At 71.7% G+C, this 12958-nt stretch carries 11 protein-coding genes; 3 read left to right on the forward strand and 8 right to left on the reverse strand.

The window, feature by feature from the left end; genetic code table 11:
* Nucleotides 1-168 precede the first annotated feature (168 nt).
* Entirely contained in the window at nucleotides 169-798 is a 630-nt protein-coding gene (locus tag ACIP5O_RS23745) for a hypothetical protein (RefSeq protein WP_401296448.1), read from the forward strand.
* Nucleotides 799-962: 164 nt separating this feature from the next.
* Here ACIP5O_RS23745 and ACIP5O_RS23750 read toward each other — a convergent pair whose 3' ends face one another.
* The 5 genes from ACIP5O_RS23750 to ACIP5O_RS23770 all read right to left on the reverse strand — a co-directional run bounded on the left by ACIP5O_RS23750 (nucleotide 963) and on the right by ACIP5O_RS23770 (nucleotide 5042).
* The gene (locus tag ACIP5O_RS23750) at nucleotides 963-1595 is read right to left on the reverse strand and encodes a hypothetical protein (RefSeq protein ID WP_356547150.1); all 633 of its coding nucleotides are present in this window, start codon (nucleotides 1593-1595) and stop codon (nucleotides 963-965) included.
* A gap of 104 nt (nucleotides 1596-1699) precedes the next feature.
* Nucleotides 1700-2416, reverse strand: coding sequence for a ribonuclease HII (locus tag ACIP5O_RS23755; protein ID WP_401296450.1), 717 nt, complete (start codon nucleotides 2414-2416; stop codon nucleotides 1700-1702).
* Nucleotides 2417-2781: 365 nt separating this feature from the next.
* Nucleotides 2782-3690, reverse strand: coding sequence for an ADP-ribosylglycohydrolase family protein (locus ACIP5O_RS23760; protein WP_401296452.1), 909 nt, complete (start codon nucleotides 3688-3690; stop codon nucleotides 2782-2784).
* A gap of 12 nt (nucleotides 3691-3702) precedes the next feature.
* Entirely contained in the window at nucleotides 3703-4362 is a 660-nt protein-coding gene (locus ACIP5O_RS23765) for a histidine phosphatase family protein (protein ID WP_356547156.1), read from the reverse strand.
* Nucleotides 4363-4436: 74 nt separating this feature from the next.
* Nucleotides 4437-5042 (reverse strand): YdbC family protein, encoded by a 606-nt coding sequence (locus ACIP5O_RS23770; protein WP_125663805.1) that lies wholly within the window; start codon nucleotides 5040-5042, stop codon nucleotides 4437-4439.
* Between the two features lie 356 nt (nucleotides 5043-5398).
* Here ACIP5O_RS23770 and ACIP5O_RS23775 point away from each other — a divergent pair, with 356 nt between their 5' ends.
* A complete protein-coding gene (locus tag ACIP5O_RS23775) occupies nucleotides 5399-5929 on the forward strand; it encodes a TerD family protein (protein ID WP_401296455.1) in 531 nt (176 codons plus the stop codon).
* Nucleotides 5930-5993: 64 nt separating this feature from the next.
* On the opposite strand, the gene ACIP5O_RS23780 is transcribed toward ACIP5O_RS23775, so the two are convergent.
* Together ACIP5O_RS23780 and nrdR are read right to left on the reverse strand one after the other, a co-directional pair.
* Nucleotides 5994-8891, reverse strand: coding sequence for a vitamin B12-dependent ribonucleotide reductase (locus ACIP5O_RS23780; protein ID WP_401296457.1), 2898 nt, complete (start codon nucleotides 8889-8891; stop codon nucleotides 5994-5996).
* A 177-nt stretch (nucleotides 8892-9068) separates the two neighbouring features.
* A complete protein-coding gene (gene nrdR, locus ACIP5O_RS23785; RefSeq protein WP_383434977.1) occupies nucleotides 9069-9578 on the reverse strand; it encodes a transcriptional regulator NrdR in 510 nt (169 codons plus the stop codon).
* Nucleotides 9579-10050: 472 nt separating this feature from the next.
* Here nrdR and lexA point away from each other — a divergent pair, with 472 nt between their 5' ends.
* Nucleotides 10051-10839 carry a transcriptional repressor LexA gene (lexA, locus tag ACIP5O_RS23790; protein WP_356547164.1) on the forward strand — a complete coding sequence of 263 codons (789 nt, stop codon included), beginning with the start codon at nucleotides 10051-10053 and terminating at the stop codon, nucleotides 10837-10839.
* A 92-nt stretch (nucleotides 10840-10931) separates the two neighbouring features.
* On the opposite strand, the gene ACIP5O_RS23795 is transcribed toward lexA, so the two are convergent.
* Nucleotides 10932-12929 (reverse strand): ATP-dependent DNA helicase, encoded by a 1998-nt coding sequence (locus ACIP5O_RS23795; protein ID WP_401296459.1) that lies wholly within the window; start codon nucleotides 12927-12929, stop codon nucleotides 10932-10934.
* Nucleotides 12930-12958 lie beyond the last annotated feature (29 nt).

The raw sequence follows: 12958 nt of genomic DNA on the forward strand, positions 1-12958 counted from the left end.
CAACGCATTCCCGTCAGCGGTCTCAATTGCTCATTGCCGCTCGCGCACGGGCCCGCAAGAATTGGACCACCGCCCCACAAGGCCCGTCAGCGGTCCGGAAGGACTGTGCCGTGGTGCGCCCTCATCCGACCTTGCCCGCCCAGCGGGCGCGTATCCGAAGGGAGGACCGTGACCCTCGGATTCGCTCCGCCCACAGCCGCCTCGACCAGATCTTCGTCCGGGTCCCCCAGCCGTCTCGCCCGGATACTCGAGCCCTCCGAGTGGGCCGCGGCGGGAGTCCCCCTGCTGCGCAACCCGCGCGAGGTCGTCGGCGGTCTGCACTCCCGTCACGCGCCCGCGCCCGCGACGGCGGTCCTCGCGGTCCTGGACCACGAGGAACGGATCGCGGCCAGCGCCTCGTTCGTCCGCCGCTCCGCGCCGGCGGACGGCTGGGAGTTCCGCAACGTGCTCCTGGCGCACCTGCGGCGCGTCATCCCCCACGACCTGCGGAGGCGTGCGCCCGTACGGACCGCGGTGCTGCTGTACTGCCGCGAGGGGGACGAGCGCTGGACGGAGGAGGACGGGGCCTGGATGTGGGGGCTCCGGGACGCCTGCACGCTGCACGGGCTGCGCTGCGGCGCGTACATCACGCTGACCCGAGGGGGCTGGCAGGTGCTCGGCGAGGGCCGGGGAGGCCGCCGACCGAGCTCCGACTCGCTTCCCGTGCCGCTCGGCGACGGACCGGCCGAGTTCGACCGGATCACGCCGAGGACCGCGAGCGGCGCGGTCGAACCGCTGCGCCGGGCCGCCGCGCGCTGAGCGCACGGGCGGCACACAGCACACAGCACACAGCACACAGCACACAGCACACAGCACACGAACGATGCGCGGGCGCCATCCGCTCCCCCGATCCACCCGCCCCGCCGGGCCCGGTGCGGCCCGGCGGAGGAACGGTCGGTCGGCCGAGGGGCACGGGCCGCCGGTCAGACGCCGGCGCCCGCTCCGAGGACCGCCGTGACGCGCTGCGGGTCGCCGCAGACGACGAGCAGCGCGCCCGCGCGGGCCATCGCCGTCGGCAGGGCGCGGGCGGTCGCCTCGTCGTCCCCGCCGTTGACGGCGACGATCACCACGGGCCGGGAGGCGGCGCGGTCCACGGCGGAGGCGTCGGCGAAGAACACGTCGTCGCCGGTGTCCTGCTGGGCCCAGTAGGCGGCTTCGCCGAAGGACAGCTCGTGCGCCGCCCACGGGTGCTGCTCGCCGGTGGTGAGCACCAGGACCTCACCGGGGGCCCGGCCGTTCTCCAGAAGCAGGTCCAGGGCCTCCTCGGCGGCGTCGAGCGCGCCGTCGACGGGCGCCGGGATCAGCTGGAGCTGCGGGGCGGTTCGCTGGTCGGAACGATTCTCCGTGCCACCGGCCGGAGACTTCCCGGCCGCGGGGCGCGGCTTCGGCGGCGCGGGCCGGGCGGGTCCGGGAACGGGACGTCCGGGGCGCGGGGAGGCCGCGGAACGCGGACCGGGTACGGGACGGGGGGTCGACGCGGGGCGGCCGGCGGCCGCGGTGGCGCGGGGACCCTGGGCGCTCTCGTGAATCTGAGGCTCCTCGGGGATGAGAGGCATGGGTGGATGTCTATCAAACGCCGCTGCGCGGGGCATCGGCGGGTGGGCACACAGGTGCACCCCGGGCGCGTGAGCAGCTTTTCGGCGGCTCCGTGACCGGAAGTTCAGAAGTCGAAGCCGAGTTGGCCCCCGCTCTCCAGCGCGGCCGCCTCGACGGAGAGGCGGACCTTCTTGAGGTGGCGCCACCGGGGCAGCGCGTCCAGATAGGACCAGGAGAGCCGGTGGTGCGGGGTGGGGCCCAGCTCCGCGAGGGCAGCCCGGTGGACCGGCGAGGGGTAGCCCGCGTTGGCACCGAAGGCGTACGGCACGTACTCCCCCGACCCGGTACCGGCCTCCAGCTCCGCCATGAGGGTGTCCCGGCGGACCTTCGCGAGGACGGAGGCGGCGGCCACGGCGATGCAGGACTGGTCGCCCTTGATCACCGTACGGACCCGCCAGGGGCTGCCGAGGTAGTCGTGCTTGCCGTCGAGGATCACCGCGTCGGGCCGCACGGGCAGGCCTTCGAGGGCCCGGACCGCCGCGAGCCGCAACGCCGCGGTCATTCCGAGGTCGTCGATCTCCTGCGGGGAGGCGTCGCCGAGCGCGTACGCCGTGACCCACTGCTCCAGCTCCAGCGCGAGGGAGGCACGGCGCTTGGGGGTGATCAGCTTGGAGTCGGTGAGCCCTTCGGGGGGCCGACGCAGTCCGGTGACGGCCGCGCAGACCGTGACGGGACCGGCCCACGCCCCGCGCCCGACTTCGTCGACTCCGGCGACGATCCTGGCGCCGGTGGTGGCTCGGAGCGATCGCTCGACGGTGTGGGTGGGGGGTTCGTACGGCATGGCGCCAGACAGGTTACGCCGCCCGGCACCGCCCGCGATACCCGGATTCCCGCCAAGCTCCCGAAAAGCCCCGTCGCTCCATCGCCCGGCCCCACCACACACCGCGCCCCGGCCGCCCCCGTATTCGCTCCCGCACACACGAACCGGTGCGCCATCACGCCGGAAGGAACCACGGAACCGAACAACTATCTATCCCATCTCACCTGCCTGAAACGGGAGAAGAATCAACGCCGGGATCACCCGAAGCGATCGGCGACAGCCCTCACCACCACACAGAAAGTCACATACGCGAAGGCCCGGGACAGAAAAGGCCACCGGGCCCGGCGGGCATCTCCCCCGGGACCCGGCGGCACCGGATCACTGTCTCAGGAGGCCGTGACGGGAACCCAGTCGGGAAGTTCCTCGGTCTGTCCCAGCCAGTCCGCCGGGGGCACGCCGACCGCCGTGGCGGCCACCACGCCTCCCGCGATGGCACAGGTCGTGTCGACGTCCCCGCCGACCTGCGCGGTCGTCCAGAACATCCGCTCGAAGTCGCCGAGCGCCCGCGCGGCCGACCAGAGGGCGAAGGGGACCGTGTCGTGCGCGCTCGTACGCCGCCCGCTGCCGAGCACGGCGGCGACCGTGCCGGGGTCGCCGTAGTCGAGCATGTCGCGGGCCCTGCGCAGACCCGCCCCGACCGCGCTGCGCGGCACCAGGGCGATCACCCCGTCGAGCAGCGCCTCGGGCGTGGGCGGCCCGGCGGGGTCGGCGGCGAGGGCGGCAGCGGCGGCGACGGCCATGGCGCCCACCACGGCCTCGCGGTGCTGGTGGGTCGTGTACGCGGAGATCTCGGCCTGGTGGGTCGCCTGCTCCGGATCGTCCGCGTACCAGGCTCCGAGCGGGGCGATCCGCATCGCGGCGCCGTTCCCCCAGGACCCCTGTCCCTTGAAGAGCGCGGCGGCCAGTTCCCGCCAGTCGCCACCCTCCCGGATGAGCCTGAGCATCCGGTTGACAGCGGGCCCGTAGCCCCGGTCGAAGTCGTGGTGGTGCGCGAAGGACAGGGCCAGGGCGTCCTGGTCGATCCGGTCGTGTCGCGCGAGGACGGCCAGGACGGAGCAGGCCATCTCGGTGTCGTCGGTCCACTGCCAGGGTCCGGGAGGCAGCTCGCGCCGCTTCAGCAGGGGGTAGTGGACGGGGACGAAGAACTGGGAGCCCAGGGCGTCTCCCACGGACAGCCCGCGCAGGCTGGCCAGGGCGCGGTCGAAGCGCCGGTCGGGTGAGGAGTCAGCGGTCATCGGTCTGCCACTCTATCCGGTGCGGCCGTACGGTTCGGGGGTACGCCAGCGTTCGAACGGCCTGTCCAGACGGTATCTGCCGTCCTCACCGAGCAGCAGGACACGCGTCTCGGCGTTCCCGGGGTTCGACAGCGACTCGAAGTCCGCGACCGTCCAGTGGAACCAGCGCATGCAGAAGAGGCGCATGGTCAGTCCGTGGGTGACGAGGAGGACGTTGGGCGGGTGGTCGGGCGCCTCGAAGCTGCGGTACAGGCTCTCCAGGAAGGCTCCGACCCGGTCGTAGACGTCCGCGCCCGACTCCCCCTGGGCGAAGCGGTAGAAGAAGTGTCCGTACGCGTCGCGGTAGGCCTTCTGGAGGCGTACGTCCTCCCGGTCCTGCCAGTTGCCCCAGTCCTGCTCCCGCAGCCGCGGCTCCTCGCGCACCCGGACCTGCTCCGGGGGGAACCGGAAGGCGCGGAGGGTCTCGTGGGTGCGCCGGTACGGCGAGACGTAGACGCTGACCGGCTCCTCGCCGAAGAGTTTCCGCAGCCGCTCCCCCGTCTCCTCCGCCTGCCGCCGTCCGGCATCGGTGAGCCGCAGGGCGTGGTCGGGCTCCCGTTCGTACACCGTGTCATCGGCATTGCCCTCGGACTCTCCGTGTCGTACGAGGACGATGCGCCGCGGTCGTGCCATACCCCGACCCTAGATCGTCACTCTCCGGAAGGCTCGGCCGAGGGGTCCGCCGGCGGGGCGGGCGGCGGGTGTCCTCAGACCGTCCAGGACGGTTCGAGCCGCACCACGTCCCCGTTCAGCGCCGCCACGTCGGCCGCGGTCCGGGCCCGCAGCCCGAGCCGCTCCACCCGTTCCTCCCGGTACTTGCCGTGCTCGGCGGTGGACTGCCACATCGAGAGGACCAGGAACTCGCTGCCGGGCGCCTCCCCGAACATGCCCCGCAGCATGCCGGGGGATCCGGCCATCGCCGGGTTCCACACCTTCTCCTGCATGAGCGCGAAGTGCTCGGCGCGGTCCTCGTGGACACGGCAGTGCGCCACGCGTGCCACGTCGGCGTCGGAGAAGCGCGGTTCGAACCCCGTCTTCACGTCGAAGCGGTGGTCGAACAGCTTGGCCTGGCCGTCCCGGAACGTGCCCACCTGCGACGCCGCGAGCCGGTCGTGCGACCGCGCCATGAAGGAGTCGTAGAAGGCCCGGCTCTCCCAGAACGCGAAGACGTGGGCGACGTCCGGCCGACTCCGGCTCCACCCGCCGCCCTGCCCCCGGAAGCCCGGCTCACCGAGCAGCCCCGCCCATTTCCGCTGCCCCCGTTCGAACCCCCGACGGTCCACCACGGTGCAGCGAATCCACTTGACCAGCACCGCGCCATCGTACGGGGCCGGAGAGCACCCCGGCAGTCCCCGGCGGGCGCACGCGCTCCGGCCCGCGCTCCCCCGCTCCCGGACGGAACGCACCGGACGGGCAGCCGGTGAAGGGACATCAGGACCCTTATGAAGAAAGCGAGTTCCTCATCCTCCCGCCAGCCCGACCTATTCGAGCCAGAGAGACGTCGAGATCCGGCTCGTCGCCGTTCTCCCCTTCGAGCGCCGGCCCCTCTGTCAGAGGCGCATGACACCATGAGTGATCGGTACGCGACCAAGTGCTCCGGCCGAGGACTTTCGACCGGGTCGACGGTACGAGGCGAGGCGCGCGGGGGCGCGCGGAGAGGGGAAGCACCATGAGCGGACTCAACAAAGGGGTGGGGCGCGTCGAGGTGACGCTCAAGTGGGACCCCGCCCCGGCCGGCGCCCCGGTCCACGACCTGGACCTCGTCGCCGGCGTCTTCACCGCCGACGACCCGCACGGCGCCCCGGCCCAGCTGGTGCACTTCGGCAGCCGTTCCCCGGACGGCACGATCACGCTCCACCGCGACAGTCGTACGGGCCAGGGTTTCGGCTACGACGAGGCCATGACCGTGGAGCTGGACCGTCTCGCGCCGAGGTACGCGCGCGTGGTGGTGGGCGTGGCCATACAGCAGAGCGGCGGGCGGCTCTCCTTCGGTGACATAGCGGGCACGGGCGTACGGGTCCGCGAGGGCTACACCGACCTCCTGACCCACGACTTCGCGGACGTCCCGGACGCCCTGTCGGCGACGGTCGTGGAGTTCACCCGCACCGGGCCGGACGGCTGGACGTACCGTCCGCTCCCCCGGGGCTTCGACGCCGATCCCCAGGCCTTCGGCACGCTGCTGGGATCCATGACTTCCTGACCGACTCCTCCGGGCGCGCGAAAGGGGCGCCGACCGGTCGGTCGACGCCCCTCTCACGGGCGGATCAGCTGCAGCCGCTGGTGGAGCCGCAGCCCTCGCAGATGTAGCAGGAGCCGGCCCGCTGCATCTTCGTGCCGCAGGAGAAGCAGAGCGGGGCGTCGGCGCTGATGCCGAGCTGCATCTCGACGAGCTCCGCCGAGGTGTGGGCCTGCTTCGGGGCCGGGACCTCGGCCTTGGGGGCCGGGGCGGTGGCGACGGCCTTCAGCTCCGGGGTGCGGGGCGCCGACTGGGCCAGGCCCTCGACGTCGACCTCGTCGTCCTCGGGCTGCTCGTACGAGCCGGTGTCCAGGTGGCGCTGGCGCTCCTCGGCCGAGTGGATGCCGAGGGCGGACCGGGTCTCGAAGGGCAGGAAGTCGAGCGCCAGGCGGCGGAAGATGTAGTCGACGATCGACTGCGCCATCCGCACGTCCGGGTCGTCCGTCATGCCGGCCGGCTCGAAGCGCATGTTGGTGAACTTCGAAACGTACGTCTCCAGCGGGACGCCGTACTGGAGGCCGACGGAGACGGCGATGGAGAAGGCGTCCATCATGCCGGCGAGGGTCGAGCCCTGCTTCGACATCTTCAGGAAGACCTCGCCGAGACCGTCGTCCGGGTAGGAGTTGGCGGTCATGTAGCCCTCGGCGCCGCCGACGGTGAAGGAGGTGGTGATCCCCGGACGGCCCTTGGGCAGGCGCTTGCGGACCGGGCGGTACTCGACGACCTTCTCGACGGCCTCGCGGATCGTCGCCTCGGACTTCGCGGTGACCTCGGCCTTCTCGTTCTCCTTCTTCTTGGCGGAGAGCGGCTGGCCGACCTTGCAGTTGTCGCGGTAGATCGCGAGCGCCTTGACGCCCATCTTCCAGGCCTCGAAGTAGACCTCCTCGACGTCCTCGACCGTGGCCGTCTCCGGCAGGTTCACGGTCTTGGAGAGGGCGCCCGAGATCCACGGCTGGATGGCGGCCATCATGCGGACGTGGCCCATCGCGGAGATGGAGCGCTCGCCCATGGCGCAGTCGAAGACCTCGTAGTGCTCGGTCTTGAGGCCCGGGGCGTCGATCACGTTGCCGTGCTCGGCGATGTGGGCGACGATCGCCTCGATCTGCTCCTCCTGGTAGCCCAGGCGGCGCAGGGCCTGCGGGACGGTGCCGTTGACGATCTGCATCGAGCCGCCGCCGACGAGCTTCTTGAACTTGACCAGGGCGAGGTCGGGCTCGAGGCCGGTGGTGTCGCAGGACATCGCGAGGCCGATGGTGCCGGTGGGGGCGATGACCGAGGCCTGGGCGTTGCGGAAGCCGTTCTTGGCGCCGAGGCGGATCACGTCCTGCCAGGCCTCCGTGGCGGCGGCCCAGATCGGGGAGTCCAGGTCGTCCACGCGGACGGCGGTGGTGTTGGCGTCGGCGTGCTGCTTCATGACGCGCTGGTGCGGCTCGGCGTTGCGGGCGTAGCCGTCGTACGCGCCGACGACGGCGGCGAGTTCGGCGGAGCGCTTGTACGAGGTGCCGGTCATCAGGGAGGTGATGGCGCCGGCGAGGGCGCGGCCGCCGTCGGAGTCGTACGCGTGGCCGGTCGCCATCAGGAGGGCGCCGAGGTTGGCGTAGCCGATGCCGAGCTGGCGGAAGGCGCGGGTGTTCTCGCCGATCTTCTGGGTGGGGAAGTCGGCGAAGCAGATGGAGATGTCCATCGCGGTGATGACGAGCTCGACGACCTTGGCGAAGCGCTCGACGTCGAAGGACTGGTTGCCCTTGCCGTCGTCCTTGAGGAACTTCATCAGGTTCAGCGAGGCGAGGTTGCAGGACGTGTTGTCCAGGTGCATGTACTCGCTGCACGGGTTCGAGCCGTTGATGCGGCCGGACTCGGGGCAGGTGTGCCAGCGGTTGATCGTGTCGTCGTACTGGATGCCCGGGTCGGCGCAGGCCCACGCGGCCTCGGCCATCTTGCGGAAGAGCGCCTTGGCGTCGACCTCCTCGATGACCTCGCCGGTCATGCGGGCGCGCAGACCGAACTTCCCGCCGGTCTCGACGGCCTTCATGAACGCGTCGTTCACGCGGACGGAGTTGTTGGCGTTCTGGTACTGGACGGACGTGATGTCGTCGCCGCCCAGGTCCATGTCGAAGCCCGCGTCGCGCAGCGCGCGGATCTTCTCCTCCTCCTTGACCTTGGTCTCGATGAAGTCCTCGATGTCGGGGTGGTCGACGTCGAGGATGACCATCTTGGCCGCGCGGCGGGTGGCGCCGCCGGACTTGATCGTTCCGGCGGAGGCGTCGGCGCCGCGCATGAAGGAGACCGGGCCGGAGGCGTTGCCGCCGGAGGAGAGCAGCTCCTTGGAGGAGCGGATGCGGGAGAGGTTCAGGCCGGCGCCGGAGCCGCCCTTGAAGATCATGCCCTCTTCCTTGTACCAGTCGAGGATGGACTCCATGGAGTCGTCGACGGACAGGATGAAGCAGGCGGAGACCTGCTGGGGCTGCGGGGTGCCGACGTTGAACCAGACCGGCGAGTTGAAACTGAAGATCTGGTGCAGGAGGGCGTAGGCCAGCTCGTGCTCGAAGATCTCGGCGTCGGCGGGCGAGGCGAAGTAGTCGTACTCCTCGCCGGCCTTCGTGTACGTCTTCACGATCCGGTCGATGAGCTGCTTGAGACCGGTCTCGCGCTGCGGGGTGCCGACCGCGCCCCGGAAGTACTTGCTGGTGACGATGTTGACCGCGTTCACCGACCAGAAGTCGGGGAACTCGACGCCGCGCTGCTCGAAGTTGACCGAGCCGTCGCGCCAGTTGGTCATGACGACGTCCCGGCGCTCCCACGTCACCTCGTCGTACGGATGCACGCCGGGGGTGGTGTGGATGCGCTCGATGCGCAGGCCCCTGCTCGCCGACTTGGCTCCCTTGGTGCGGGAACCACGTGCCGGGCCGCTCGCCGTCTCTGTCATGCCGCCTCCCATATACGGGCAAAACACACTTTGGCGCCCAGATAGTCCCAGGGCACCGTCTTCTGTACGTCGTTCAGTACTGCTGCCACGAGGGCCACGGGGCCGTTCGGGGCACGTCTGCCGGGCCGCGCGACGGCGGCCGGTCGCACCGGGCCGCGGGGCGGCCCGGACCGCCGGTCAGTCGGCGGCGGTGGCGGGAACGGGGACCTCTGGGGTCGCGCCGGTCCCGGGGTTCTCGACGGGGGGCCGCACGCGGAGCTCCGCGATGGCGGCCTCGAAGTCCTCCAGGCTGTCGAAGGCCTTGTAGACGGACGCGAAGCGCAGGTACGCGACGAGGTCGAGTTCCCGCAGGGGGCCGAGGATGGCCAGGCCCACGTCGTGGGTGGTCAGCTCGGCGCTGCCGGTGGCGCGCACCGCCTCCTCGACCCGCTGGCCGAGCTTGGCGAGGGCGTCCTCGGTGACCGGCCGCCCCTGGCACGCCTTGCGCACGCCGGAGATGACCTTGGTGCGGCTGAAGGGCTCGGTGACGCCGGAACGCTTCACCACCATGAGCGAGCAGGTCTCCACCGTCGTGAAACGACGGGAGCAGTCGGGACACTGGCGACGGCGTCGGATGGACGTCCCGTCGTCGGTGGTGCGACTGTCGACGACGCGGCTGTCGGGGTGCCTGCAGAAGGGGCAGTGCATTGGTTCCAGAGCCTCCCTCACGGCACGACTGACAAGCCTCGCGCGACCCGTCAAGGCCCTGCGAAGCGACCACCAGCATAGGTGATGCGAGCACCCCCGGCAGACCGGGACCACTACCCCTGGGCGGCCGGTGACATCCAACCACTAGATCTTGGGTCGGGGGCGCTTTCCGGGCCTTCCGCGTGTCGCGGCGCGCCCGCTCCCGGGATTCCGCCCCGGCGGGTGTGACACTGAGGGGACCGCCGACCGACCAAGGGCGACCGCGGGTGATCACGACCCAGCGGCGAAGGCTACCGGAAGGCCCGATTCGGGGCGGCGGCGCGGTGCCTCCGAGCGGCTGTGCGCATACACCTCACCCCATACGGACGTAAGGCAATTCGCGAATTTTCACTCGAACGTGTGTTTGGCGCAACCTTTCGAAAGCTACTACCGTTGTGCCAGCCAGGGAGACCATTCGAGAGGGGCCGACGACGTGACCACCACCGCAGACAGTGCCACCATCACCGCCCAGGACCGCTCCCAGGGCCGACTCGAGGCGGTGCACGCCATGAGTGACGTAACCATGAACGGCGAGGAGCCCGGGCGCCCCGCCCGCGCCCTCCCCGGGCGACCTCCCGGCATCCGGGCCGACAGCTCCGGCCTCACCGACCGGCAGCGCCGGGTCATCGAGGTCATCCGCGACTCGGTCCAGCGGCGCGGCTACCCGCCGTCGATGCGCGAGATCGGGCAGGCGGTGGGCCTCTCCAGCACCTCCTCCGTGGCGCACCAGCTCATGGCGCTGGAGCGCAAGGGCTTCCTCCGCCGCGACCCGCACCGCCCCCGGGCGTACGAGGTCCGCGGCTCCGACCAGCCGAGCACCCAGCCCACGGACACCACTGGCAAGCCCGCCGCGTCGTACGTCCCGCTGGTCGGCCGCATCGCCGCCGGCGGCCCGATCCTGGCCGAGGAATCCGTCGAGGACGTCTTCCCCCTCCCCCGGCAGCTGGTCGGCGACGGCGAGCTGTTCGTCCTGAAGGTCGTCGGCGACTCGATGATCGAGGCCGCCATCTGTGACGGCGACTGGGTCACCGTCCGCCGCCAGCCCGTCGCGGAGAACGGCGACATCGTCGCCGCGATGCTGGACGGCGAGGCCACGGTCAAGCGCTTCAAGCGCGAGGACGGCCACGTCTGGCTGCTGCCGCACAACGCCGCGTACCAGCCCATCCCCGGCGACGAGGCCACCATCCTCGGCAAGGTCGTGGCGGTGCTGCGACGGGTGTGACCGCACGCCGTCGGCTCTGACCGGGCCCCGGAACCCCTGCGCCGGTTCCGGGGCCCTGCCGTGTCCGGGCCCGTTTTCCCACGGGCCCGGTCTCAGACGCTCGCCGCCTTCGAGGCGGCGTCGATGGCCGCGAGCGACTTCCGCACCTGGTTGCGGTCGGTGGTGTACCAGAAGTCGGGCAGCGAGGCCTTGAGGTAGCTGCCGTAACGGGCCGTGGCGAGCCGGGGATCGAGGACCGCCACGACGCCCCGGTCGCCGGTGGCCCGCACGAGACGGCCCGCGCCCTGGGCCATCAGCAGGGCCGCGTGGGTCGCCGCGACCGCCATGAAGCCGTTGCCCCCGGCCTCCTCGACGGCCTTCTGCCGCGCGCTCATCAGCGGGTCGTCCGGGCGCGGGAACGGGATCTTGTCCATGACGACCAGCTGGCAGCTCGGGCCCGGGACGTCCACGCCCTGCCAGAGCGACAGCGTGCCGAAGAGACAGGTCTTCGGGTCGGCGGCGAAGTTCTTGATCAGCTCGCCCAGGGTGTCCTCGCCCTGGAGCAGGATCGGCAACTCCGGCACCCGGGTCCGCAGCTCCTCCGCCGCCTGCTGCGCCGCGCGCATGGAGGAGAAGAGGCCCAGGGTCCGCCCGCCGGCCGCCTGCATCAGCTCGGTCAGCTCGTCGAGCATGTCGCCCCGGTCCCCGTCGCGCGCGGGGCGGGAGAGGTGCTTGGCGACGTACAGGATGCCCTGCCGGGGGTAGTCGAACGGCGAGCCGACGTCGAGACCCTTCCAGACGGGCAGGTCGTCACCGGCGATGCCCTCGGGGGCGAGGCCGAGCGAGGCCCCGACGCCGTTGAAGTCGCCGCCCAGCTTGAGCGTGGCCGAGGCGAGCACCACGGACCGCTCGGTGAACAGCTTCTCCCGGAGCAGACCGGAGACGGTGAGCGGCGCCACCCGCAGCGAGGCACCGCTGTGTCGATATGCGGCTCCGCCGCGGGGCTCATGCCGCTCGTACCAGACGACGTCGTACTCGGACCCCTGCGTGATCCGCTCCGCGACGCCGTGGACGGTCTCCACCGAGGCCATGGCCTGCTTGCGCACGGCGTCCTCGTCCTGAACGGACCGGTCGCGGGTCGAGCCCAGGGCCGTGATCACGGCTCGGGCCGCGTCCCGCAGCGCCATCAGGGCGTACGCGAGGTCCTCCGGGATCTCCTCCAGGCGGCCCGGCAGCGCCAGCTCCATGACCCGCTCGAAGCCCTCGGCGGCGGTCTGGAGCTGGTCGGCGACCTTCTCGTCCACGAGCTTCGCGGCCCGGCGCACCGCGCGGTTGACCTGGCCGGGGGTGAGCTCCCCGGTGGCGACGCCGGTCACGCGGGAGACCAGCTCGTGGGCCTCGTCGACGATCAGCACCTCGTGCTGCGGGAGCACCGGGGCGCCCTCGATGGCGTCGATGGCGAGCAGCGCGTGGTTGGTGACGACGACGTCGGCGAGCTTGGCGCGCTCACGGGCCGCCTCGGCGAAGCACTCCGCCCCGTACGCGCACTTGCTCGCGCCGAGGCACTCCCGGGAGGAGACCGAGACCTGGGACCAGGCCCGGTCGGAGACGCCCGGCGTCAGGTCGTCCCGGTCGCCGGTCTCCGTCTCGTCCGACCAGTCCCGCAGGCGCATCAGGTCCTGGCCCAGCTTGCTGGTGGGCGCGGCTGCCTCGAAGGGGTCGAAGAGCCCCTCCTCCTCGTCCTGCGGCACCCCTTCGTGGAGGCGGTGCAGGCAGAGGTAGTTCGACCGGCCCTTGAGCATGGCGAACTGGGCGCGCCGGCGCAGCTGCGGGTGCAGCGCGTCGACCGTCCGGGGGAGGTCGCGCTCGACGAGCTGGCGCTGCAGCGCCAGGGTGGCCGTGGCCACCACCACCCGCTCCCCCTGGGCCAGCGCCGGCACGAGGTAGCCGAGCGACTTGCCGGTGCCGGTGCCGGCCTGGACGAGGAGGTGGGAGTTTTCGTCGATGGCCTCGGCCACGGCCTCGGCCATGGCGACCTGGCCGGGCCGCTCCGTGCCGCCGACGGCGGACACGGCGGCATGCAGGAGGTCGGGGAGGGATGGCTTCGTCATAGCCCTCCCACCCTACGGGGCGGTACTGA

It is taken from the genome of Streptomyces sp. NPDC088915 (genome assembly GCF_044749825.1).
Taxonomy (GTDB): Bacteria; Actinomycetota; Actinomycetes; order Streptomycetales; family Streptomycetaceae; genus Streptomyces.

Bases quoted from the DNA above. Each gene is read 5' to 3' on its own strand.
- ACIP5O_RS23765 (WP_356547156.1), bottom strand. From the start codon at position 4,362: ATGGCACGACCGCGGCGCATCGTCCTCGTACGACACGGAGAGTCCGAG.
- nrdR (WP_383434977.1), bottom strand. From the start codon at position 9,578: ATGCACTGCCCCTTCTGCAGGCACCCCGACAGCCGCGTCGTCGACAGT.
- ACIP5O_RS23795 (WP_401296459.1), bottom strand. From the start codon at position 12,929: ATGACGAAGCCATCCCTCCCCGACCTCCTGCATGCCGCCGTGTCCGCC.
- ACIP5O_RS23780 (WP_401296457.1), bottom strand. From the start codon at position 8,891: ATGACAGAGACGGCGAGCGGCCCGGCACGTGGTTCCCGCACCAAGGGA.
- ACIP5O_RS23750 (WP_356547150.1), bottom strand. From the start codon at position 1,595: ATGCCTCTCATCCCCGAGGAGCCTCAGATTCACGAGAGCGCCCAGGGT.
- ACIP5O_RS23775 (WP_401296455.1), top strand. From the start codon at position 5,399: ATGAGCGGACTCAACAAAGGGGTGGGGCGCGTCGAGGTGACGCTCAAG.
- ACIP5O_RS23760 (WP_401296452.1), bottom strand. From the start codon at position 3,690: ATGACCGCTGACTCCTCACCCGACCGGCGCTTCGACCGCGCCCTGGCC.
- ACIP5O_RS23755 (WP_401296450.1), bottom strand. From the start codon at position 2,416: ATGCCGTACGAACCCCCCACCCACACCGTCGAGCGATCGCTCCGAGCC.